We start from the raw sequence: 21426 nt of genomic DNA, 5'->3' as shown, positions 1-21426 counted from the left end.
CGCGGACTGGCCGTTTTTGAACCGCGAACAAGGGGAAGGGTTGTTGTATGTCAAACCTGACATTGCTATCATCATCTGTAAACGGTTGCACTAATATGGGGGAAGGATGTGACGAAGAGCGGAAACGCTCGAACTTATGCGTCTATTTGAACAGGAGAACGTATACACACAGCAAATGAAGCCACTTGCAGATGAACGTGCCGTCGTCCAAGGGAGCTGCTATCGCTTCACGGTATTGACGAGCCAGTTGATCCGGATGGAGTACGCCGAGGACGGTGTGTTCGAAGACCGACCGACCCAAGTCGTTTGGAACCGGGACTATGACGTCCCTGACTTCCGGATCATCGAGGACGAGAGTGAACTGCAAATCATCACCGATCACGTTCATCTGTATTATACGAAAGGACCGTTCGCGCCGAACACGCTCTACGTCGACGTGAAAGGGAACTTTAGCACGTATTATAGCCGCTACACGTTCAACGGCCCGGAACGGACGCTGAAAGGGACGGCCCGAACGCTCGATCATGTCGATGGAGCGACCGAGCTCGGGGAAGGGATCGTCTCCAAGCAAGGCTATGCCGTCATCGACGACTCGGACTCGTTTCTCATGACAGACGACCGCTTCGTTGAGCCGAGACGAAAAGGCATCCATGATTTGTACTACTTCGGCTACGGGCACGAATACAAGCAAGCGCTTCACGATTTTTATAAGCTGACAGGTCCGACACCGATGTTGCCGCGAAAAGCACTCGGCAACTGGTGGAGCCGCTACTGGCGCTATGACGAGACAGAGTACAAAGGCCTCATGCGCCGGTTCAAAGAGGAAGACATCCCGTTCTCTGTCAGCGTCATCGATATGGACTGGCACGTCACCGACGTCCCTGAAGAATACGGGAGCGGCTGGACCGGCTACTCATGGAACAAGAATCTGTTCCCGGACCCAAAAGGCTTCTTGACGTGGTTGAAAGAAGAGAACTTGCTCGTCACGCTGAACTTGCACCCAGCCGACGGGGTCCGGGCGTTCGAAGACCAATACGTGGCGATGGCCGAAGCGATGGGGCTTGACCCGTCGAACGGGGATCGCATCCCGTTCGATTTCTCTGATAAACGCTTCATCCAAGCGTATTTTGAACAGATGCATCATCCGCACGAGGTAGACGGCGTCGATTTTTGGTGGATCGACTGGCAGCAAGGGTCGACCTCGAAAATGGAAGGGCTCGACCCGATGTGGATGTTAAACCATTATCATGCGGCCGATATTTCCCGGGACGGAAATCGTCCGCTGATCTTCTCGCGTTATGCCGGACCGGGAAGCCATCGCTATCCTGTCGGTTTCTCGGGAGATACGCTCATCTCTTGGGCATCGCTTGCGTTTCAGCCTTACTTCACGGCGACGGCGTCGAATATCGGTTACGGTTGGTGGAGCCACGACATCGGCGGGCATTACCGAGGGTCGAAAGACGATGAGCTCGCCGCGCGCTGGGTCGCGTTCGGGGTGTTCAGCCCGATCATGCGCTTGCATTCGACGTTCAGTATCTTTAACGGCAAAGAGCCGTGGCGCTTCGGTCTCGAGTCCGAACGGTCGATGAAGTCGTTTTTACGACTCCGCCACCAACTCATCCCGTATTTGTACACGATGAACCGGCGTAATCATCAGGATGCGCTCCCGCTCATCCTCCCGATGTATTACGATCATCCCGACGAAGAAGCGGCGTATGGCGTACCGAATGAATACTACTTCGGCAGTGAACTCGTCGTATCACCGATCGTCGAGCCGATGAACAAGCGGCTTCACGTCGCGGCGACGAACGTCTGGTTGCCGACAGGCGATTGGTTCGACTTCTTTACGGGTCATCGCTACGAAGGTGATAAGTCGATCCGAGTGTTCCGTGGGCTTGACGAACAGGCCGTGTTCGCGAAAGCTGGAGCAATCGTCCCGCTGGCCGCTCATCGCTCTGGACGCAACGACACCGACAACCCGACCGATCTCGAAGTCGTCGTCTTCCCAGGGGCATCGAACACGTTCACGCTCTATGAGGATAACGGGACCGACCGGGCTTATGAGACCGGGGCTTACGCCGAGACGACGTTCACCCTCGACTGGGACGAGCGCAGCCTGCACGTTCATGTCACGGGCGACACGTCCGTCTTGCCGTCAGACCGGACCGTCACATTACTCGTACGCGGGGTGACCGGTTCGGGTGAGTATAAACCGGAGACGCAGACGTTACGACTCGAACTCGGTAAAATTGATGAGGAAGTGACGGTGTCGCTCCCTGTCGAGGTGACGAACAACGGTCATCGACTGGAGCGCCTGTATCGCTTCATTGACCGCGCCGAGATATCTTACGATTTGAAAGACCGCCTCTACCGGATGGCGGCGTCGAAGACGAGACTCGAAGCGTGGCTGTTCGATCTCCATGCGCTCGAACTCGAACGCGATTTGCAAGATGCGATCATGGAATTGATGCTCGACTGAGGAGAGGGGGCAACCCCTCTTTTGTCTTGTCAGAAAACTGTCGGAATTTGAAAGCGTTTTCACAAGCTGGGTCTCGTATACTAAGAGAAAGATCACCAGTTCGGGAAGCGAGGGATTGATCATGAGACAGCAATGGACAGTCGACGATTTAAGACAACTCGATATCTTCAATAAATGCACGAGCCGCGAGCTAGAGAGCTTGCTACCGCACGTATACTGTCGGACGTACCGCAAAGGGCAGCTTTTATTCATGGAAGGCGACCCGCGTGAGCGCGTCTACTTTTTAATCAGTGGGTATGTGAGGCTCGAGCGGTGCAATGAAACGGCGACCCATCAATACACCGACTACTTGAAGCCGAAGCAGCTGTTTCCGTACCGGGGACTGTTGACGGAAACGTATTACCAACATTCGGCGGAAGCGCTGACCGATATTGAAGTCATTTATATGCCGACGGATCGCTTTGAAGCGCTTGTCTCAAGAAATGCGACGATGCTCTTGCATATCGTCGGTCAGATGAATCGAATCCTTGACCTTCACGAACGCCGTGTTCAGGAAATCATCACGCCGAGCGCGAGCGACCGGGTGATCAATACGATCCATTACTTGATTGAAGACCTCGGAGAAAAAGAAGCCGACGGTGTGCGCGTACGTTGTCCGTTCACGACAGTTGAAATCTCGAGACTGTCGGGGACGTCACGCGAGACCGTGTCCCACATCTTGTCGCGACTGCGAAAAGAAGACATTCTCCAGTTCGACGCCCGTCAACTCGTGACGTTGCACCCTGAGTATTTCGAACAAGCGACACACTGACGCCACGCTGCATTCGTGGCGTTTTTTTTGCACGTCTCGATAAGCGAAGCGTTCGCTATGGACACTTACATCAGTTATAATTAGTGAGAATCATCACAAAGAAAAATTGTCATGCACGTTTAGAAAGGATGAACGCAGTGAAACGACTGCAAGCTCTCGCTTTGGCCGAGAAAGGACATATCGTCGGGCTCGTCATCGCCGCGGTGATGATCGGGTTGTCCATCTTGGCTCAGGCTTATTTGATCGTCGACGTCGTCGACCGAGTATTTTTAAAAAACGAATCGTTCCAAAGTGTCATCCCATCTCTAGGTTGGCTCGTGCTCGCGTTGCTCGCACGTGCCTTGTTCGGATATGTCTCAGGACGCATCGGTGCCAACTTGTCGGAGCGGGCGAAGCGGACGCTTCGACGTCAACTGCTCGACCGCTACACATCGAATCCGATCGAGACGTCTCTATCCGGACAGTCCGGGAAGAAAGTCAGTGTCTATATGGATGCGGTCGATGAGGTCGATGCTTACTTTAGCCAGTACTGGCCCCAAGTCATCCAGACGTCGATCATCCCGCTGCTCATTCTCGTCGTCGTCTTCAGTCAGCACTGGATCTCAGGTGTCATCATGATGGTGACCGCGCCGTTCATTCCAATCTTTTTCATCATCATCGGTATCGCGACCCAGAAGAAGTCTGAAGAGCAGATGGAGAAAATGAACCAGTTCTCGGGGAAATTTTTAGACGTCCTTCAAGGATTGACGACACTCAAGCTATACGGACGTGCCGAGCAAGAAGCGCAAGCGATCGAGAAGAGCAGTCTCGACTTCCGGGGTGCGACGATGGTCGTCTTAAAGACCGCTTTCTTGTCAGGGCTCATGCTCGAGTTCATCTCGATGCTCAGCACCGGCGTCGTCGCCTTAGAAGTGGCGCTCCAGATGGTCGTTTGGCAAAACTTGACGTTTTTCGCCGGCTTTTTGATTCTTGTCTTGGCCCCGGAATACTATTTAGCGATCAAGGACCTCGGCAGCGCCTTCCATACGGGGCGTGGCAGCATGGGTGCGGCCGATCGCATTTTCGAGGCGCTCGACGCCCCGGACGATCGTATCGAATGGGGAGACAGACCGCTAACAAACCGGACGCCCGAACTCGTGCTCGATGCGGTCTCGTTCCAATATGAAGGGGGTCGCTTCACGCTCCACCCGCTGAGCGGGGTCATCCCGGCACGGTCACACGTCGCCTTGGTCGGCGCGAGCGGATCAGGCAAGACGACCGTGTTGAACGTGCTGTCCGGTCTTGTGAAACCGGATAGCGGCCGCGTCCTCGTCGACGGGGAGCCGCTCGAATCGTTCACCGATACGTCTTGGTACGGGACAATCGGGTATATTTCGCAAAACCCGTACTTGTTCGCCGGCAGTCTCGCCGCTAATATCGCCCTCGGTGAGACGGCGGACGAGACTGACATCATGCGGGCGGCTGAAGCCGCCGGCCTCGTCGAGGTCATCGCCAATTTGCCGGACGGGTTGAATACCGAGCTCGGAGAAGGCGGTTACGGATTGTCCGGTGGTGAGCGGCAACGCCTCGCCCTGGCCCGTGCCTTCTTGAAGCGTCCAGGTATCATCTTGTTCGATGAACCGACGACCGGTCTCGATTTGGTGACCGAGAGAATCGTTCGGCGCTCGATCGAGGAGTTGTCGCGTGACGCGACGCTTGTCACGGTCGCGCACCGTCTCCATACGATCAAGCAAGCGGACGCGATTTGGTTCATGGACGAGGGGAACCTCGTCGCGAACGGCACACATGAACAGTTGCTCGCTGTCCCGGCCTACGCCGACTTGTTCACGTTACAGAAAGGGGTGAGAGGATGAACTCACTTTGGACGATCACAAAATGGATGATGAAAGAGAAAAAGGATATCATCCTCTCGATCTTCTTCGGTTATACGGCAGGCCTCGCGGCTGTCGCCTTGTTCGCGGCGAGTGGATATCTCGTGTCGCGGGCCGGCCTTGTGCCGCCCCTCTATGCGCTCATGGTGCCGGTCGTCCTGATCAAGCTGTTCGGCGTCATTCGGGCGGGGAGCCGCTACCGCGAACGCTTGGCGTCACACCGGGCGACGTTCACGATTTTAAGCGAACTGCGCGTCCGGTTTTATCGCCAGCTCGAACCGCTCGTGCCGAACATCTTCGCCAAATACCGGAGCGGGGACTTGCTCGCCCGTGTCGTCGGAGACGTCGAAAGCCTTCAAAACTACTTTTTGCGGGTGTTTTATCCGCCAATCATCTTAGTGCTCGTCTTCTTGAGCACGATCTTCTTCGTCACGTTCTTCTCGATGACGGTCAGCCTTTGGCTCGTGTTCGGGGTGTTCGTGACCGGCTTTTTGATTCCGATCTTGTTTGCCGGCATCCGAGCGAAGCATGACCAGGAAATTCGGGCCTTGCGCGGCGACTTGTCGAGCGGGGTGACCGAGATGATGTACGGGTACCGCGATCTATTGTTGCACGACCAGCTCGGCCAGACCCGTGACGACTTGCTCGCTCGAAGCGATCGTTACGCCGCCGCACAGCGCCAAGACGTGACGAACCAGTTCTTCAACTCGTCGCTCGTCGTCGCCGCGTCACTGCTCGTGTCGTGGGGCGTGCTCGCGATCGGTGCCTACCTCGTCGTCGATGGCGAACTGGACGGCCTGTTCTTGGCCATGCTCGTCATGATGTCATTGACCGCGTTTGAGAACGTGACACCGATGGCGGTCTTCCCGGGTCACTACGCCGATAGTAAACAAGCGGCAAACCGCTTACTTGAGGTCGTCGAACCGAGTGATCACCTCGTGGCGGCAGAAGCGGCCCGTGACGACATAGCGCTTCAGACGGCACCTGACATTTCGTTTGAACGTGTAAGTTACCGCTATCCGGATACGTTCCGTGCCGTCCTAGACACAGTTGATGTGACGTTACCGCGCGGATCGAAGACCGTGATCGTCGGTCCGAGCGGGTCTGGTAAGTCGACGCTCCTGCAACTGTTGCTCGCGTTTGTAAGGCCAGAGACAGGCGAAGTACGAATCGACGGTCAGCGCTTGAATGAGGTCACACAAACATCGGTCTGGTCTCAAGCGAGTGTCGTCATGCAAGAGAACCACTTCTTTTTCGGTACCGTCCGAGACAACTTGGCCCTTGCCGGAGACTTCTCCGATGACGAGATGGAGCTGGCGCTGCGAAGCGTCCGCCTCGGTTTCGCGCTCGATGAGCCAATGCTCGAGAAAGGGGCGAACTTGTCCGGAGGGGAACGGCAACGGCTCGCCATCGCCCGGGCGTTGTTGAAGAACGGGTTGCTCTGGATTTTAGATGAAGCGACGTCGGCGTTAGACGCGCGGACCGAATCCGATGTGTTCGCTGAAATCTTCCGGAAGGCGGACGAGGCGACACTCGTCATGGTCAGCCATCGTCTGACCGGGCTCGAACGGTTCGACCAAATCATCGTCATGGAAGCAGGTCGCATCATCGAGTCAGGGTCATACGACGACTTGATGCGCGCCCGCGGCATGTTTTATGAGTTGAAACAAATTGAACAAGATGTGTTCGCCTGAACGAAAAAAACGAGCGGCTCCGTCGGAGAGCCGCTCGTTTTTATATGGCAAATCTGGGTGCAACAAATGGGGGTTGTCGCAATGCTTTCAAAAAGAGTGTCGTGGAGGGGAATCCACGGGCCGTAACAAGTTTGGGGAACGGTTACGTCCAGCTGTGGCAGCTACAACTCGAGTATAAGTGATAACGATTCTCATTGTCAATTGGAAAAATAAAAATAAACCGCAGACGGGATGTCTGCGGTCGAGGTCATACGAGTCGAGTCAGTTTGACGGGACGCCTTTACTGAGTGTAAAGCGGATCAAGCTGAACAAATAACGGATGTAGAACAAGGCGAACGCGTAAAATACAGCGACTGCCGGTGCGTTCAATTCGACACCCGGGATGTTCATGAGAAACTCCAAGATGAGAATCGACAGCAAGAAGACGTAGAGTCCAGCATCGAGATAGAGCGGCATCAGCTTGCCGCGTTGATGCCAAAACGTCCGGACGAGCGGGGCGACGATCATCCCGATGATGCGCTCGGCGAAGCCGATGCTAAGCACGGCGATCATAAAGGCGGCTACCGTCTCGAACGTCACAAGTTTTGAGAAGGCAAACATGGACATAAGCAGGAGCGGCCCGATGAAAATCATCATCGAAAGGGACGTGCGTAAAAAGATGAGTAGGTTCTGTTTGATTGTGTCGACTCCCCCAAAGAGCGACTGTCGGAACGTCTTGCCACGTTGATAGTCGAGGACGAACGATCCCACGAACATCAATCCGAATAGCGATAACAATATTGTCATGAAATGTGTTTCCCCTTTTTCTAGTCAAATCTATGATTAATTATGTTTATTCTAACCAAAGTCTAGCCTAGTGTACCGATTCGCTAGTTGAAAGTAAAGCGGGAAAACTGTCAAAGTTAGTAAAGTTTTGAGAACGTTATCGGCTTCATCAAGCCAAAATGAAACGGTTTCGTCCAGATTCTTTTGCGTGGTATAACGCTTCGTCGGCATGCTTCAAAACGCTATCGACTTCGATATCGTTCGAATGGCAGGCTCCGAGCGAGACCGTGATGTGAAGCGTGCCTGCACTCGTCTCGAATGGGAACGTCGAGACTTTTTCTCGTATAGATTCGGCGAGACGGGTCACTTCGTCCTTTTTGGCGTTCGGCATGATGATCAGAAATTCTTCACCACCGAAGCGACCGACGAGATGTCGGTCGTCACTTTCTGTGACGAGCAACATGCCGAGCTCGCGTAGTACGTCGTCCCCGACATCATGACCGTACGTGTCGTTGACGCGTTTGAAGTGATCGATATCGACGAGGATGAGGGCGTACGCTTCCGCCTCGACGGTCAAGTTGGCCATCGCCTCATTCAACAGACGGCGGTTGGCGATGCCGGTCAAAGCGTCGGTACGGGCCAGTTGCTGCTGATGCTGAACGTTCTCAAAGTGACGTCTCAGCTCTTGTAGCAAGCGATAAGCGGCACATGCCCCGGCGTAGATCACAACGATATAGACGAATAAAATGGGATAGAACAGTTCGAGCGGGAGGGCATAGTAGAGCGCCGGCCCGAACGCGGCGACGCTGATCGTCGTGAAGACAAGGAGCGTGTTACGGGTGTTGTCGAGCTTGAGCCGCAACAGACTTGTCGGCAGGACGAGTGCGACCATCGTCGCGATAGCTAAGTAAAATCCGACGTATTCGCCATCCGTTATCATGAAAAAACGACCGATGAGAAACAACATACCGGCGACGACACCGCTCACCCAACCGCCGAACAAGACGGCGAGCATAATCGGGATGGAACGAAGGTCGATCAATATTTTTTCGAGATGAAGCGCGTTCGCGAGCAAAATCAAGGCGATGAGACCGCTCTGGATACCGAGCAGGATACGCAACTTTAAAAACGACTGCGGCGTAATTCGAGGCCGGTTACGAAACGGCAAGAACGAGATGGTGAACAGGGTGAACAGAATACAAAGGTTGATGAAAAAAGAGTTGATGATGGTGAGCATACACGTGTCCCCTTGTGCGAGATAGAAATCATTAATTCAAGTATGACAACTGTGGATCGCGATGAATCGTCAAACTGTTACCATTCACGCCATTCCTCCGTGACGTCTTCATCGGTTTCATACCCGGCGATGGCTGCACCGGCTCGGATGAAGTCGTACAGCTCTTCACGCTCGAGCGTCTCGATAAAATGGTCGTGCTCTTCGTCGAGGCCGTTCAAACGCAGGACGACATCGCGGACTGCCGATAGGATCGAGGATTCTGTGCCGTCGGAATGGGTCAAAGCGCTCGTATAACGCCGGAGCGCGGCGTCGACAGCGAAAATCGCCGACAGCGTATAGACGTCGTCGCCTTCGTTCAGCCGGTCTTCCCACAACAAAGTCGGGCGGTTCGCCCACAACTGGTCAAAATCCATGGATGGATCCTCCTTCTGGCCGTGATTGTATCTTCCTCTCTATAATAGCAAAAAAGTTTGGTATGATAGATGAAAAGGGGGACTGTCCGTGCGTTATTGGGATCATTTTAAACGAGCGTTCATTCCGATCGCGCTCATCTTAATCGGTTTAGCCATCTTTTACACATTATCGGCACGAAACAATCTGGTGTTGACCATACTCGGGGCAGCGATTGTCGGTGTGATTTTATTTTTAGTGATGCGCCATATGAACCGGGTCGAAGACTGAAGACGAGAACACGTTTGGGGTTCTCGTTTTTTGTTGTCGGCGTGCTTTTTTGGGTACACTACATAGTAAGGAGGGATTCATTATGGCAAAAGCTACATTTGCGGGAGGCTGTTTTTGGTGCATGGTCAAACCGTTTCATAAATACGAAGGGGTTGAAGGCGTCATCTCGGGTTATACCGGTGGACACGTCGACAATCCGACATACCAACAAGTCTGTTCGGAGACGACCGGTCATCTAGAAGCGATCGAAGTGACGTTCGACCCGGAGGTCATCTCATACGAGGAGCTGCTTCGGATCTACTGGCGACAAATCGATCCGACAGACGGGGGCGGACAGTTCAACGACCGCGGCGAATCGTATCGACCGGCCATCTTCTATCATTCGGAAGAGCAACGGGACACGGCCGAGCGCTCGAAGCAAGAAGTCGAGAATTCGGGACGGTTCGACCGTCCGATCGAAGTCGAGATCCGTCCGGCCAAGACGTTTTGGGAAGCCGAGGACTACCATCAAGACTACTATAAGAAAAATCCGTTCCGCTATGAGATGTACCGGGTCGGCTCGGGTCGCGCCAAGTTTGTGAAAGAGGCGTGGAGCGATAAGAAACAAAAACAAGAACTGAAAGACCGTCTGACGCCGATGCAGTTCAAAGTCACGCAAGAGAACGGGACCGAACCGCCGTTCCAAAACGAGTATTGGGATGAAGAACGGGAAGGATTGTATGTCGATGTGATCGATGGCACGCCGCTGTTCACTTCTCGCGACAAGTTCCAGTCGAACTGTGGCTGGCCAAGCTTCGCGCGACCGATCGAAGAGAAGCGGCTCGATGTGAACATGGACACGACGCACCACATGGTCCGGACGGAAGTGCGCTCGAAGCATGCCGACAGTCACCTCGGTCATCTATTTGACGATGGTCCGAAAGAACTCGGCGGCTTACGCTACTGTATCAATTCGGCTTCGCTCCGATTCATCCCGAAAGAAGAGCTCGAGTCTGCGGGATACGGGGAATACAAACATCTATTCGACGCATGAAGGGGAGACAGCCATGTTCACATCCGTCAAACAACAAATTCGCCGTGATACGATCGCGACGGTTCTAGATTATTACGATCATTCGATCCGGAACCTGACCGAAACGGCACGGCGTGAAAAGTACGACAAGATGAGTACGAGTCCGTTCTCGTTCTTTCGCGGAAGCTCGCATTTGTTCTATTACGATTTTGCGAAAGTACCGCTTGCTTTCGACACGAGCGAGGCCTATCCGACGTTCATTCAAGGGGATCTTCACTTTGAAAACTTTGGGGTGTTCGGGGACGGGGCTGGGACGATCCTTTATGATGTGAACGACTTTGATGAGGCATACCTCGGTTCGTATTTGTTCGATGTGCTCAGAATGGCCATTTCTGTCGACTTGTTCGCCGCTGAATCGGGCTTCGATTCCAACGAAGCGATTGAAGTATACGCCGAGACGTATGCGCTCGCCATCAGACGGTACGCGAAAGGGAAAGACGAAGACGTGCAGTTCACGAAAGCGAATACGTCTAAAGCCATCAAAAAAGTGATCAAGAAGGCAGAGAAGAAGCAAGACGCGTTCATGTCGGAACGGACCGAAGTCCGGGACGAAGAACGTTACTTCGCGACGAGCGATGACTTAATACCGGTCAGCGAGAAGACGGCGACGAAAATCAAACAGGCTTGGCCTGAGTATTTGAACTCGTTGTCGGAAGAGCATCGCCATCACGCCGATCATTACGACATCAAAGACATCGCCATTAAACGCGAGAGCGGGACGGCCTCAATCGGGCTCGAACGGTACTATATCTTGATCGAAGGGGCCGATGAGGAACATGACGAGGACGTCATCTTAGAGATGAAGCAAGCGCAATCGGCCGTCCCGTCCTTGTTTTTGCCGACCCATCCGTTGTTCGAGGACGGTCTGTCCCATGAAGGTGCGCGGGTCATCGCTGCCCAACGTGCCATGGTGCATAGCCAAGACCCGTATCTCGGTTACTTCACGATCGACGGCAACGAGTATTATGTGCGGCAACGTTCGCCCTACAAACGGAAAGTGAAAGCGAAGCACATCAAGAACGAATCGTCGCTGATCGAAACGTTAAAAGTCCAAGCCGAGATCACGGCGAAAATCCATGCCCGGGCCGATGCGGACGCGAACGTTCTCGAGTACGAGGCGAGCGAGCGGATTGCGGAAGCCATCGGAGACGCGCTGCCGTTGTTCGTTCGTCAAATCTCACGCTGGGCCCATTTTTACGCCAATCAAGTCCGTTTCGATTTCGAGGCGTTCACATCATGGGTCGAGACACGGTCTGAATCCGACTGAGCCGAGCAAGACACTTGCGGCGAGGGACGGGTTTGTTTCAAAATGAGAGGGAAAAGGATGTGTTCGACCTATGATCACTGAGCAACAAGTCATCGCGCAAATGAAACACGTGATGAGTCAAATCGAACAGTCGAGCGGAGAGACGCAAAAGCGCCATCTGGCCAAGTTGATGGGTTACTGTGAGCTCATGTTGGCGGAGGCGACACCCGCCGCACCGGTCGCGCAGGCACCTGTCGTCTCGGCGGAGCCGAAGCAACCGTTAGACCGGCAAATGGCCGCATTCCTCGGCATCCCTCTAGAGGATGAGGACGAACCTAAAACCGATTCGCTGCTCGATTTTTAAACTACGCCATCTCCGGCGTAGTTTTTTTAATGCGTCTTCATTGACTTGTATACCATAGGGGGTATAATGGAGGTACTAAAACTTTTGAACAACGGAGGCGTGCCCATGCTTGATTTTTTGTTTGTCGCAGTGGTGATCGGATTGATTTATTTTTGGTGGACGAAGCGAAACAGCACGAAAACAGTATCGACGGACGAGTTGAAGCGAAAGATTGCGGAAGAGCGCAACATTCAACTGCTCGATGTGCGGGAGCCGCACGAATATAAAGGCGGACACATTAAACAAGCGAAAAACGTACCGCTCTCAGGGTTCGGTAACGCGGCAGCACAATACCCGAAAGACAAAGAACGTCCCGTTTACGTCATCTGCCAAAGTGGGATGCGGAGCCAGCGGGCAGCGGCGATGCTGAAGAGTGCCGGCTATACAGACGTCTACTCGGTCAAAGGCGGCATGAGCTTCTGGCGTGGCTGAGCAACAACCGGTTGAACGATCTCGTTCAGCCGGTTTTTTTGTGGGCTGATGTTTCTACTTTTGATTTGGAAGCGAGTCTGCTACGGTAGGAGAATAGGAAAGAGAGAGGGGATACCGACATGGCAGTCATTTTATTTGATATCGATGGGACGCTCGTCGACACGACCGTTCCGATGACGAAAGCGATTCACGAGGCACTCGAACAGCTTCCGCATCTTGAAAAACCGAGCGAGGATGCGGTCCGGTCTGGCTACGGTTTGGCTGGGGACGCCTTTTGGGAGCACGTCATCCCGGAGGCGACGCGCGAAGAGATCCGTCAAATCCGTAAACTTCGTCACGAGACACTCGAGCAGGCGATGGCGGGGCAAAACGTCTTGTTTGACGGCATCTACGACATGCTCGAGACGCTTCGCGCGAACGGGCATACGTTGACGACGGCAAGCAACTGTGGCGTTCACTATATGAACTTGATCCTCGATACGCAAGGCATCCGTCAGTTCATGACGGCACCTGAATGTCTCGAATCGGTTGGTGGCGAGAAGAAGGCCGATATTTTGACGGCGCACCGCCTGCGCCACGGAGATGCACATTATGTCATGGTTGGTGACCGCAAGTCGGACGTCGAAGCGGGCCGGGCCCATGATTTCCCGGTCGTCTTGACCGGATTCGGCTTCGGGAACGAGGACGAGTGGGCGCTCGCCGATTATGTGATCGCGACGCCAAACGATTTGGTGACGTGGCTCGACAACTGAAAAAGCGCCTGTTGAAAAAATTCAACAGGCGTTTTTTTATAATCCGAGCGAAATGTATTTCACTTCTAAAAACTCTTCGATGCCGTGATGACCGCCTTCACGGCCGAGACCGCTCTGTTTCCAGCCGCCGAACGGCGCTTGCGGGGTCGAAGGTAGCCCGTCGTTGACGCCGACAATCCCGTATTCGAGCGATTCCGCCAAGTAAAGGGCCTCATTAATATCTTGTGTGAAGATATAAGACGCGAGGCCGAACGGCGTGGCGTTCGCCCGCTCGATGACTTCGTCGAGCGTGTTGAACGAGGCGATCGGGGCGACGGGACCAAACGTCTCCTCGTTCATGCAGAGCATATCCTCGTTCGCGTAGCGGACGACGGCCGGCCGGACGAACAAGCCGTCAAGCTGTTCGCCGCCCGTGATCTCACCCCCACGGATTTGGGCGTCCTCGAGGTGCTTCATCACTTTCTCGACCGCAGCCTCGTCGATGAGCGGACCGATGTCGATGCCGTCGTCGAGCCCGTTCCCGACCTTGAGCGCTTGCACGGCCTCGATGAACCGCTCCGAGAATTCGGCGACGATCGAACTCTCGACGTAAATCCGATTGGCACAGACGCATGTCTGTCCACCGTTACGGAACTTAGTCGCAATCGCTTGTGGGACGGCCTTGTCGAGGTCCGCTTTCGCCGTGACGATGAGCGGGGCATGGCCACCGAGCTCGAGCGAGATCTTCTTCATCGTGTCGGCGGCACCGCGCATGAGCGTCTTGCCGACTTCGGTCGACCCGGTGAACGTCAGCTTGCGTACACGTGGGTCGTGCTGCCAAACGTTGACGATACGAGCGGCACTGCCGGTCACGAGATTGATGACACCTTTCGGGAAACCGGCCTTCTCGGCCAATTTGACGAGTTCGATTGCTGTGAGCGGTGTCGCCGAGGCCGGTTTCAAGACGACGGTGCAACCGGCTGCTAGAGCCGGTGCCAATTTGCGGGTGATCATCGCCGCCGGGAAGTTCCATGGCGTGATGGCAGCGATGACGCCGACCGGTTGTTTGATCGCGAAAATACGTTTCTCGTTTGAAGAAGCAGGGATCGTCTCACCATAGACGCGTCGTCCTTCCGCGGCATACCACTCGATGAATCCGTTGGCGTAACGAATTTCGCCGATCGCTTCTTTCAGCGGTTTGCCTTGTTCTTCGACCATCGTTCGCGCGAGCGCTTCCGTCTCTTCATCGATCAAGCGATGCCATTCGAGCAGTAGGGCGCCCCGGTCTTCGGCTGTCCGCTGTTGCCAGTCTTTTAAAGCGGCCTGGGCCGCGTCGACAGCGAGGCCGGCCTCGGTCTCGTCACTCTTTGTCACGTTTGCTATTACGTTACCGGTCGCCGGATTTCGGACCTCGATCGTCTCATTCGTCTCGATCCAGTCACCGTTAATGAAGTTGTTCTCAGCTCGCATCGTGTTCTCCCCTTTCATCTAGGTCACATTGTAAAAGTACCCGATTTCAAAAAACATACACAATTTTACAGCGGGGCACGACAAAAAACCGTCACTCGAGCGAGTGACGGTCCGATTAGACGCGGAAATCTTGACGGGCCAAATGGCGAATTTTGCGACCGAGGCGTCTTGAATTAAAGTAGGCGACGACGGCGACGACACCACCCGACCAAAACAGCCATTCATCAGGCCGGATATAGCCGAACAGACCGACGAGCAATCCGAGAACGATGACACCCGAGTTGAACGTCTGGCGATGGAGCAATTCTTTCGATTCGAGCTCGCGTTGGAACATCGCCTGCTCAGACAACCGTTTCCGGGTCGGCTCTTTCAAATAGTTCTCGAGCAACGGCGGTACGTTCAACAGTTTCTTGCCGTAGTTGAGCGCCGTCATGACGTAGCGGTTTTGGATTGTCGTCCCGTCTGATTCGAGCCATTGAATCACAATCGGTTTACCGAGCGTGAACAAATCGATTTTCGGGTCGAGAATCTGTAAAATCCCGAGCAACGTCGAGGCGGCACGACCGAAGAAGGCGAACTCGGCCGGCAGTTGGATCGGCTCGTTCTTCACGAGCAGTTGGATATCTTGGAGCACTTTTTCGATCAATTTCGTATCGACCGTATCAATGTCGGTCTCTAAATAGAATGTGACCGCCTTTTCGATTGCTTGGCGGATGTTATGTTTATTCGCTGTCGGCAACAAGAAGCGCAAGTCTTCGAGGGCATCGACGACACCGTCGTAATCGAGCGAGATGAACGCCTGCAAGATCTTCCGGATCGTCGCCATGTCTTGCGCGGTCGACGATCCGACCATGCCGAAGTCGAGCAGGATGATCGTTCCGTCGGCCCGGATCTGGACGTTCCCAGGGTGAGGGTCGGCGTGGAACTGTCCGCCGAATAATAGCTGTTCCGCGGCCATCGTGAACAGCCGTTCGGCGAGAGCGGAGCGGTCGATATTGTTTTCTTTTAAGAACGCAATATCGGTGATGCGACGGGAGTCGACCCAATCCATCGTCAATATCCGATTTGTACATAAATGATCGTAGTAGCCCGGGATGTAGACGTTCGGATTTTCAGCATACTTCGCTTTGAAATACAGCGCGTTTTTTAATTCGGTTTGGAAATTTAGTTCATCCCCGATGACAAAAATCATTTGGCGATATAAGCTATCTAAGTCGGTCGATTTGGCGAGCGGCGTCCGTTTGAGCATCGTCGTGACGATTCGCATCGCTTTGAAGTCGGTACGGATGATTTTTTCGATGTCCGGACGCTGGATTTTGAGCGCGACCCGTTTCCCGTTTTCAAGGAGAGTGGCCCCGTAGACTTCCCCGATCGAGGCGGAGGCGACGGCGTCGATGCCGACGTCTTTCACGACTTGGGTGTACGGTACGCCCCATTCGGCCTCGAGGATGGCACGAGACTTATCCCAACCTGACGTCGGTACGCGGTCGACGAGCTCGGACAACTCATTGAGGACGGACGGCGGCAGCAAGTCGGCCCGGATCGACAAGAATTGACCGAGCTTGATCAACAGTCCCTCTAGGCGGAGCGCGTTACGTTTATACTCGCGGGCGAGCTGCAACATGAGCGCCTCGTACTCTTCCGGAGAGGCGAGACCTTGCTGCTGTTTGCGGGAGAATGCATAAATCTTAATGATGAATCGGGCGAACATTGTGACGATGATCCATATGCGGAACAAGGCGATTCGTTTCATAAAAATACCGACATCCTTTACAAGCAGTCGCTCGACTGATCTGATTTTTTTGTATCTTTACTTTACCATATAATGCTTTCGAGAAAGGGCAAGGGATGTTTATGGAGTGGGAATTATTGAACGTCGTCGGAACGATTGCGTTCGCGGCGAGTGGAGCCATCATCGCGATGGACGAAAAGTACGATATTTTTGGGGTTTGGTTGCTCGCCTTCACGACGGCTTTCGGCGGCGGGGCAATCCGTAACGTCTTGCTCGGCAACCCCGTCAGTTTGATTTGGCAACAAAACGATTTATTTATTCTCTGTTTTCTCGTCGCGCTCCTCATCTTCCTGCTCCCGAGCGTCGTCTTGCCGCATTGGGAAAGATGGGGCGTCATCGTCGACGCGATCGGCTTGGTCGCGTTCTCTTTCCAAGGGGCGCAAGTCGCCATCAAATTGGATTTGCCGTTGTCGGCAGCGATTGCGGCGGCCGTCCTGACCGGAGTCGGCGGTGGTGTCGTCCGCGACTTGCTCGCCGGACGGAAACCGCTCGTCTTGCAGGCGGAAGTGTACGCGATTTGGGCGATCATCATCGCGGTCGTCACGTACTACTTCCGGCTCGAAGGCGGACTTCCGGTGTATGCGTTATTGATTGTCGTAGCGACGCTTCGAGTGATATCCTACTATCGGAAGTGGAATTTACCAGCACGAAAAGTGAGATAAGGGGGAAATTATATGAAATTGTTACTCATTATCGGTGCTGCCTTGATGGCGCTCGGTGTCGCGCTCGGCGCGTTCGGGGCTCACGCATTGAAAGAGCGTCTGGCACCGAACATGCTCGCGAACTGGCAGACGGGGGTCTTGTACCACATGATCCATGCGATCGGCATCATTGCGCTTGCTAGTATTTTGACGAAAGTGAGCATCAGTCAATTCAACACAGCCGGTTGGCTCATGTTTGCCGGCATCCTATTCTTCTCGGGCAGCTTGTATGTCATGGCGCTTACAGGTATCACGAAACTTGGAGCGGTCACACCAATCGGCGGTGTTCTTTTCATCGCGGCATGGGTGTTCGTCATTATCGGTGCATTCAAACTGTAACGAAATATCCATCGAGCGTTAACACTTCGTCTGTATCCTTAGACGTGTGAGACCCCTCGATTTCACACCCGCAACGAACATTCGGTCAGTCCTGTCATCTTCGCCTTGAGCGAGAAGTCAGACTGACCCTTTTACGTTTTTTGGAAATGGATGAGTTTAGAAAAAATGCTGAAATATGCTTTTTCGAAATAAGGTAAATGATTTACGGTTTTCAATTACTATTACAGAAACGTTTCAAACCATAAAAAATCGAAAAAACGTTGAAATACAAAGAAGAGGGAATGCCAACGGCTCTCCCTCTTCTTTGTCGTAATCAAAGTGAAATATAACTTTAACAGGAAAACATTCGACACTTCGATATAATTAGTCGTGTTGAAACTGAAAAATTAATCGTTTTTGTTACATAGCAAAACGACCGACTTAAATAGAGTATGTAAAACTAGCCCGTCAAATTAGAAAGGATGTCTGCATTGATCAATTGGAAACGTACGATCTCGACACTTACGCTGAGCGCCTTGCTCCTCGGCACGCACTCGGTAGCCGATGCCTCGACGACAATCAAAGAGAAGCAAGAGCAACAGAAAAAAGTGAAAGAACAACGCAATAGCGTCAAACAGAATCAATCGAATACGTCTTCGAAAATCGAACAGAACACTAAAGAAATCTCGAAGGTACAAGAAGAAGTCAATAAAATGGACGCTCAGCTTCAAGACATCATCTACGACGTAGCGGCGAAACGCCAAGAAATCAAACGTACCGAGATGAAGATTGAAGATCTCGAAGCGGACATTAAAGGTTACGAGAAAAAGATGATCGCTCAAGAAAAAATGATGAAAGAGCGGATGGCCACGATGCAAACGAACGGTGGCGGTTCAATCAACTGGGCAGAATTCATCTTTGGATCAAAAAACTTCTCTGACTTGATCACACGCATGATCACGGCTGGTACGATCCAACGTAGCGACCAAGAGTTGTTTAACGACTACGAAGCGACACGTCTGTCTCTTCAAGAAGCACAAGCCGCACTCAAAGCAGAGCGGGCCTCACTTCTAGAGCAACAGAAAGCACTCGAAGCGCGTCAAGCCGAACTCGAGAAGAAGATGAAACAGCGTGAAGCTCGCATCAAAGAACTCGAAGAGAAAAATATCGAATTTGAAACGCAAATCTTCGACCTACAAGAAATCGAAGCGACGTTGATCGCTCAAGAAGAAGCGATTGCAGCTGAAATCGAAGCACAGCGCCGTGAAGAAGAAGAAGCGCGTCGTCGTGCGGAAGAGGCAGCACGTCAAGAAGCGGCTCGTAAAGCCGAAGAGGCACGCCAAGCTGAGGCTGCCAAAGCAGCGGCCGCGCAACAAGCTGAAGAAGCGAGAGCGGAAGCGGCTCGTCAAGAAGAAGCGGCTAAAGCTGCTGCTGCACAAGCTGCTGCTCAGAAAAAGCAGAACAGTAATACTAATTCCCAGTCATCGTCATCTTCAAACCAAACGACAAAAAATAATGTGACAGCTTCTAAACCGGCTGCACCACCGGCACCTAAGCCTAAGCCAGCACCAAAGCCGGCACCAAAACCGGCACCGGCTCCTAAACCGGTACCGACTACGCCGACAGCTTCGGCACCGGCACCATCGAGCGCGAAGTTCATTCAACCAACGACTGGCCGTTTCTCGCAAGGTTTCGGACCGGCAAGCGGACAGTTCGGCTATACGTTCCATAACGGTGTCGATATCGCCGGACCAGTCGGTACACCGATCCGGGCTTCGGCAACAGGAACGGTCATCCGGGCTGGATGGGGTGGCGCTTATGGGAACCACGTCATGATCGCCCACGTCATTGGCGGTCAAGTTTGGACGACTGTCTATGCGCACATGAACTCGGTATCAGTTAGCGCTGGTCAGCGTGTGACGCAAGGATCAAACATTGGAACGCTCGGGAACACTGGAAACTCTTCAGGCCCGCACCTTCACTTTGAAATCCACCAAGGCAGCTACTCGTACTCGTCTTCGAGCGCCGGTAGCACAGTCAACCCACGTCAGTTCTTCTAATCCTAAACAAACGAGCACTCGTCAATCGCGACGGGTGCTCGTTTTTGCGAAAAAACAGTGCCCATCCATTGCGGATAGGCACTGTTTTTAGTTAGCTTGCTCGATGTCGTCTTGTTTTGTGTCAGTCTTACGGAATCGCTCGCGAACGAGATAGATGATCGTTAAGCCAACCAACCATGGGATCCCGAACTTGAGTAAGATGTTGAAATCGGTAAACCATGTCGTGATCATTAAGCTGAGCAGCAGTCCGGCACCTAGGAGCGGTAAGAACGGATAGCCGATCATACGGACAGGGAGTTTACGCCCCGTCCATTTTTTGCGGAAGAACAAGTGTGAGACGAAGACCATGAACCATGTGAAGATCGCTCCGAACATCGAGATGCCCATGAGGAACGGATACGACGTCTCCATGAATACTTGAAGCAGTGCCGCGAGGACGATCCCGCCTGTCGAAACGAACAAGGCAGGCATCGGAATCCCGCTGGTGCTTACTTTTTTGAAGATACGCGGTGCGTCGCCGGCTTCGGCGAGCGAGTACATCATGCGCGTCGAGGCATACAATTGCGCGTTCATCGCCGACAAGGCGGCGACCAAGATGACGAAGTTCAAAATACTAGCCGCGCCAGGCACGTCAAACTGCTGCATGACGAGGACGAACGGGCTTTGATCGATACCGGCCTGCTGCCATGGGATGAGCATGAGCATGATGGCGATTGTGATCAAATAGAAGAACGTCAAGCGGAACACGGTCGCCCGCAACGCCTTTGGTACGGCGCGGTCCGGGTCTTTCGCTTCGCCAGCCGTGACGGCGACGAGCTCTGTCCCGAGGAAGCTGAAGAGCGAGATGAAGATCGTCACCCACATGCCGTAAAATCCGAAAGCGAAGAACCCTTCATTTCCGGTCGTGATCGATTCGATCGGTGAGCCTGGTTGACCGAACAGTGCGGCCGCGCCGAGGACGATGAATAAAATGATGGCAGTGACTTTGATGAATGATAACCAGTATTCGGTCGTCCCGAACGTATGGACGTGCCGAGCGTTGACGTAAATGAGCAATCCGCCGAACACGGCGACCCAGACGAATCCGTTCACATCCGGGAACCAGTAGCGCATGTAAATCGCGATCGCACTCACTTCGACCCCGATAGCGAGGACGTTGGCGATCCAGTATGAGTAACGGACCAAGAAGCCGGCGAGTGGATGGACATAACGCTCGGCGATCGTGCCGAACGAGCCCGAAGTCGGATGGGCGACGGTCATCTCGGCGAGACAACCCATGAGCAAGAGGACGATAAACGCCCCGATGGCGTAACTGACGAGCACGCTCGGTCCTGCCGTTTGGATGGCGAGGCCGCTTCCGAGGAAGAGGCCCGTTCCGATGGCGCTGCCAAGCGAGATCATCGTGAGCTGTCGGGTCGACAGTTCACGTTTTAGTTTGCTAGTTTCCAAAGTCAAATCTCCTTTAGTTGAGTGAAGTGTTGTTGGGGACGACTATAGCAGACAAAAAAATCACGTGTCAACTTGCGACGTTCTGAAACATGCGGTCGATTCGTCCGCACTTATAGAAGCAAAGTTTTTTTTGCACACTTTTGTTTGACAGGATGAATCGGGAACGGTATAGTACGAGTTAACTTAACTGAAACGAACAAAAGCGTCGACGAAG

Annotated in this window: 19 protein-coding genes and 1 other annotated feature (1 of these 20 cut by a window edge); of the genes, 13 read left to right on the top strand and 6 right to left on the bottom strand. The window is 53.4% G+C overall.

Features of this window, described 5'->3' with window-relative positions; translation table 11 throughout:
* The first annotated feature begins 136 nt into the window (after window positions 1-136).
* From BJU60_RS12335 to cydC, 4 genes are all read left to right on the top strand, one after another.
* Window positions 137-2479 carry a TIM-barrel domain-containing protein gene (locus BJU60_RS12335; RefSeq protein WP_070329151.1) on the top strand — a complete coding sequence of 781 codons (2343 nt, stop codon included), beginning with the start codon at window positions 137-139 and terminating at the stop codon, window positions 2477-2479.
* A 121-nt stretch (window positions 2480-2600) separates the two neighbouring features.
* Complete coding sequence (locus BJU60_RS12330; protein WP_070329176.1) at window positions 2601-3290, top strand: Crp/Fnr family transcriptional regulator; 690 nt, start codon at window positions 2601-2603, stop codon at window positions 3288-3290.
* A 128-nt stretch (window positions 3291-3418) separates the two neighbouring features.
* Window positions 3419-5143 carry a thiol reductant ABC exporter subunit CydD gene (cydD, locus tag BJU60_RS12325; protein ID WP_070329150.1) on the top strand — a complete coding sequence of 575 codons (1725 nt, stop codon included), beginning with the start codon at window positions 3419-3421 and terminating at the stop codon, window positions 5141-5143.
* The gene (gene cydC, locus BJU60_RS12320; protein WP_070329149.1) at window positions 5140-6855 is read left to right on the top strand and encodes a thiol reductant ABC exporter subunit CydC; all 1716 of its coding nucleotides are present in this window, start codon (window positions 5140-5142) and stop codon (window positions 6853-6855) included. Before cydD ends, cydC begins: the two co-directional genes overlap by 4 nt.
* Before the next feature lie 261 nt (window positions 6856-7116).
* Here the strand turns inward: cydC and BJU60_RS12315 are convergent, their stop codons facing one another.
* The 3 genes from BJU60_RS12315 to BJU60_RS12305 form a co-directional block, all read right to left on the bottom strand.
* Window positions 7117-7641, bottom strand: coding sequence for a hypothetical protein (locus BJU60_RS12315; protein WP_070329148.1), 525 nt, complete (start codon window positions 7639-7641; stop codon window positions 7117-7119).
* Window positions 7642-7789: 148 nt separating this feature from the next.
* Complete coding sequence (locus BJU60_RS12310; RefSeq protein ID WP_070329147.1) at window positions 7790-8857, bottom strand: diguanylate cyclase; 1068 nt, start codon at window positions 8855-8857, stop codon at window positions 7790-7792.
* Window positions 8858-8934: 77 nt separating this feature from the next.
* On the bottom strand, window positions 8935-9270 hold the full coding sequence (locus tag BJU60_RS12305) for a hypothetical protein (RefSeq protein ID WP_070329146.1): 336 nt from the start codon (window positions 9268-9270) through the stop codon (window positions 8935-8937).
* An 88-nt stretch (window positions 9271-9358) separates the two neighbouring features.
* Between BJU60_RS12305 and BJU60_RS12300 the strand changes: the two genes are divergently transcribed.
* From BJU60_RS12300 to BJU60_RS12275, 6 genes are all read left to right on the top strand, one after another.
* Window positions 9359-9538, top strand: a complete 180-nt coding sequence (locus BJU60_RS12300; RefSeq protein ID WP_016510109.1) for a hypothetical protein — start codon at window positions 9359-9361, stop codon at window positions 9536-9538.
* An 82-nt stretch (window positions 9539-9620) separates the two neighbouring features.
* On the top strand, window positions 9621-10571 hold the full coding sequence (msrA, locus tag BJU60_RS12295; protein WP_070329145.1) for a peptide-methionine (S)-S-oxide reductase MsrA: 951 nt from the start codon (window positions 9621-9623) through the stop codon (window positions 10569-10571).
* Between the two features lie 13 nt (window positions 10572-10584).
* Window positions 10585-11877 (top strand): DUF2252 domain-containing protein, encoded by a 1293-nt coding sequence (locus BJU60_RS12290; protein WP_070329144.1) that lies wholly within the window; start codon window positions 10585-10587, stop codon window positions 11875-11877.
* 70 nt (window positions 11878-11947) lie between these two features.
* Complete coding sequence (locus tag BJU60_RS12285; RefSeq protein WP_070329143.1) at window positions 11948-12220, top strand: DUF5327 family protein; 273 nt, start codon at window positions 11948-11950, stop codon at window positions 12218-12220.
* A gap of 105 nt (window positions 12221-12325) precedes the next feature.
* On the top strand, window positions 12326-12691 hold the full coding sequence (locus BJU60_RS12280) for a rhodanese-like domain-containing protein (RefSeq protein WP_070329175.1): 366 nt from the start codon (window positions 12326-12328) through the stop codon (window positions 12689-12691).
* 119 nt (window positions 12692-12810) lie between these two features.
* A complete protein-coding gene (locus BJU60_RS12275) occupies window positions 12811-13443 on the top strand; it encodes an HAD family hydrolase (RefSeq protein WP_070329142.1) in 633 nt (210 codons plus the stop codon).
* Between the two features lie 36 nt (window positions 13444-13479).
* Here BJU60_RS12275 and BJU60_RS12270 read toward each other — a convergent pair whose 3' ends face one another.
* Both BJU60_RS12270 and BJU60_RS12265 read right to left on the bottom strand, forming a co-directional pair.
* Entirely contained in the window at window positions 13480-14892 is a 1413-nt protein-coding gene (locus BJU60_RS12270) for an NAD-dependent succinate-semialdehyde dehydrogenase (RefSeq protein ID WP_070329141.1), read from the bottom strand.
* A 115-nt stretch (window positions 14893-15007) separates the two neighbouring features.
* Window positions 15008-16645 carry an ABC1 kinase family protein gene (locus tag BJU60_RS12265; protein ID WP_070329140.1) on the bottom strand — a complete coding sequence of 546 codons (1638 nt, stop codon included), beginning with the start codon at window positions 16643-16645 and terminating at the stop codon, window positions 15008-15010.
* A 95-nt stretch (window positions 16646-16740) separates the two neighbouring features.
* On the opposite strand from BJU60_RS12265, the gene BJU60_RS12260 reads away from it, so the two are divergent.
* From BJU60_RS12260 to BJU60_RS12250, 3 genes are all read left to right on the top strand, one after another.
* Window positions 16741-17346, top strand: a complete 606-nt coding sequence (locus tag BJU60_RS12260; protein WP_070329139.1) for a trimeric intracellular cation channel family protein — start codon at window positions 16741-16743, stop codon at window positions 17344-17346.
* A gap of 12 nt (window positions 17347-17358) precedes the next feature.
* Entirely contained in the window at window positions 17359-17724 is a 366-nt protein-coding gene (locus BJU60_RS12255) for a DUF423 domain-containing protein (protein ID WP_070329138.1), read from the top strand.
* Between the two features lie 461 nt (window positions 17725-18185).
* A complete protein-coding gene (locus BJU60_RS12250) occupies window positions 18186-19763 on the top strand; it encodes a murein hydrolase activator EnvC family protein (RefSeq protein WP_070329137.1) in 1578 nt (525 codons plus the stop codon).
* 87 nt (window positions 19764-19850) lie between these two features.
* On the opposite strand, the gene BJU60_RS12245 is transcribed toward BJU60_RS12250, so the two are convergent.
* Entirely contained in the window at window positions 19851-21218 is a 1368-nt protein-coding gene (locus BJU60_RS12245; RefSeq protein WP_370252057.1) for an amino acid permease, read from the bottom strand.
* A gap of 190 nt (window positions 21219-21408) precedes the next feature.
* Window positions 21409-21426 (top strand) — a binding site (T-box leader); it runs 213 nt beyond the window's last position.

Origin of the sequence: Exiguobacterium aurantiacum, from assembly GCF_001766415.1 — a bacterium.
Classification (GTDB): Bacteria; Bacillota; Bacilli; order Exiguobacteriales; family Exiguobacteriaceae; genus Exiguobacterium; species Exiguobacterium aurantiacum_A.
This window is presented reverse-complemented; position numbering and strand designations above follow the sequence as displayed.

Excerpts from the sequence above, each read along its gene's own strand:
- BJU60_RS12310 (WP_070329147.1), bottom strand. The coding sequence starts at position 8,857 with ATGCTCACCATCATCAACTCTTTTTTCATCAACCTTTGTATTCTGTTC.
- BJU60_RS12280 (WP_070329175.1), top strand. The coding sequence starts at position 12,326 with ATGCTTGATTTTTTGTTTGTCGCAGTGGTGATCGGATTGATTTATTTT.
- BJU60_RS12335 (WP_070329151.1), top strand. The coding sequence starts at position 137 with ATGCGTCTATTTGAACAGGAGAACGTATACACACAGCAAATGAAGCCA.
- BJU60_RS12250 (WP_070329137.1), top strand. The coding sequence starts at position 18,186 with ATGTCTGCATTGATCAATTGGAAACGTACGATCTCGACACTTACGCTG.
- BJU60_RS12265 (WP_070329140.1), bottom strand. The coding sequence starts at position 16,645 with ATGAAACGAATCGCCTTGTTCCGCATATGGATCATCGTCACAATGTTC.
- cydD (WP_070329150.1), top strand. The coding sequence starts at position 3,419 with ATGAACGCAGTGAAACGACTGCAAGCTCTCGCTTTGGCCGAGAAAGGA.
- cydC (WP_070329149.1), top strand. The coding sequence starts at position 5,140 with ATGAACTCACTTTGGACGATCACAAAATGGATGATGAAAGAGAAAAAG.
- BJU60_RS12330 (WP_070329176.1), top strand. The coding sequence starts at position 2,601 with ATGAGACAGCAATGGACAGTCGACGATTTAAGACAACTCGATATCTTC.
- BJU60_RS12315 (WP_070329148.1), bottom strand. The coding sequence starts at position 7,641 with ATGACAATATTGTTATCGCTATTCGGATTGATGTTCGTGGGATCGTTC.
- BJU60_RS12290 (WP_070329144.1), top strand. The coding sequence starts at position 10,585 with ATGTTCACATCCGTCAAACAACAAATTCGCCGTGATACGATCGCGACG.
- BJU60_RS12275 (WP_070329142.1), top strand. The coding sequence starts at position 12,811 with ATGGCAGTCATTTTATTTGATATCGATGGGACGCTCGTCGACACGACC.
- BJU60_RS12305 (WP_070329146.1), bottom strand. The coding sequence starts at position 9,270 with ATGGATTTTGACCAGTTGTGGGCGAACCGCCCGACTTTGTTGTGGGAA.
- BJU60_RS12260 (WP_070329139.1), top strand. The coding sequence starts at position 16,741 with ATGTTTATGGAGTGGGAATTATTGAACGTCGTCGGAACGATTGCGTTC.
- BJU60_RS12270 (WP_070329141.1), bottom strand. The coding sequence starts at position 14,892 with ATGCGAGCTGAGAACAACTTCATTAACGGTGACTGGATCGAGACGAAT.
- BJU60_RS12255 (WP_070329138.1), top strand. The coding sequence starts at position 17,359 with ATGAAATTGTTACTCATTATCGGTGCTGCCTTGATGGCGCTCGGTGTC.
- msrA (WP_070329145.1), top strand. The coding sequence starts at position 9,621 with ATGGCAAAAGCTACATTTGCGGGAGGCTGTTTTTGGTGCATGGTCAAA.
- BJU60_RS12285 (WP_070329143.1), top strand. The coding sequence starts at position 11,948 with ATGATCACTGAGCAACAAGTCATCGCGCAAATGAAACACGTGATGAGT.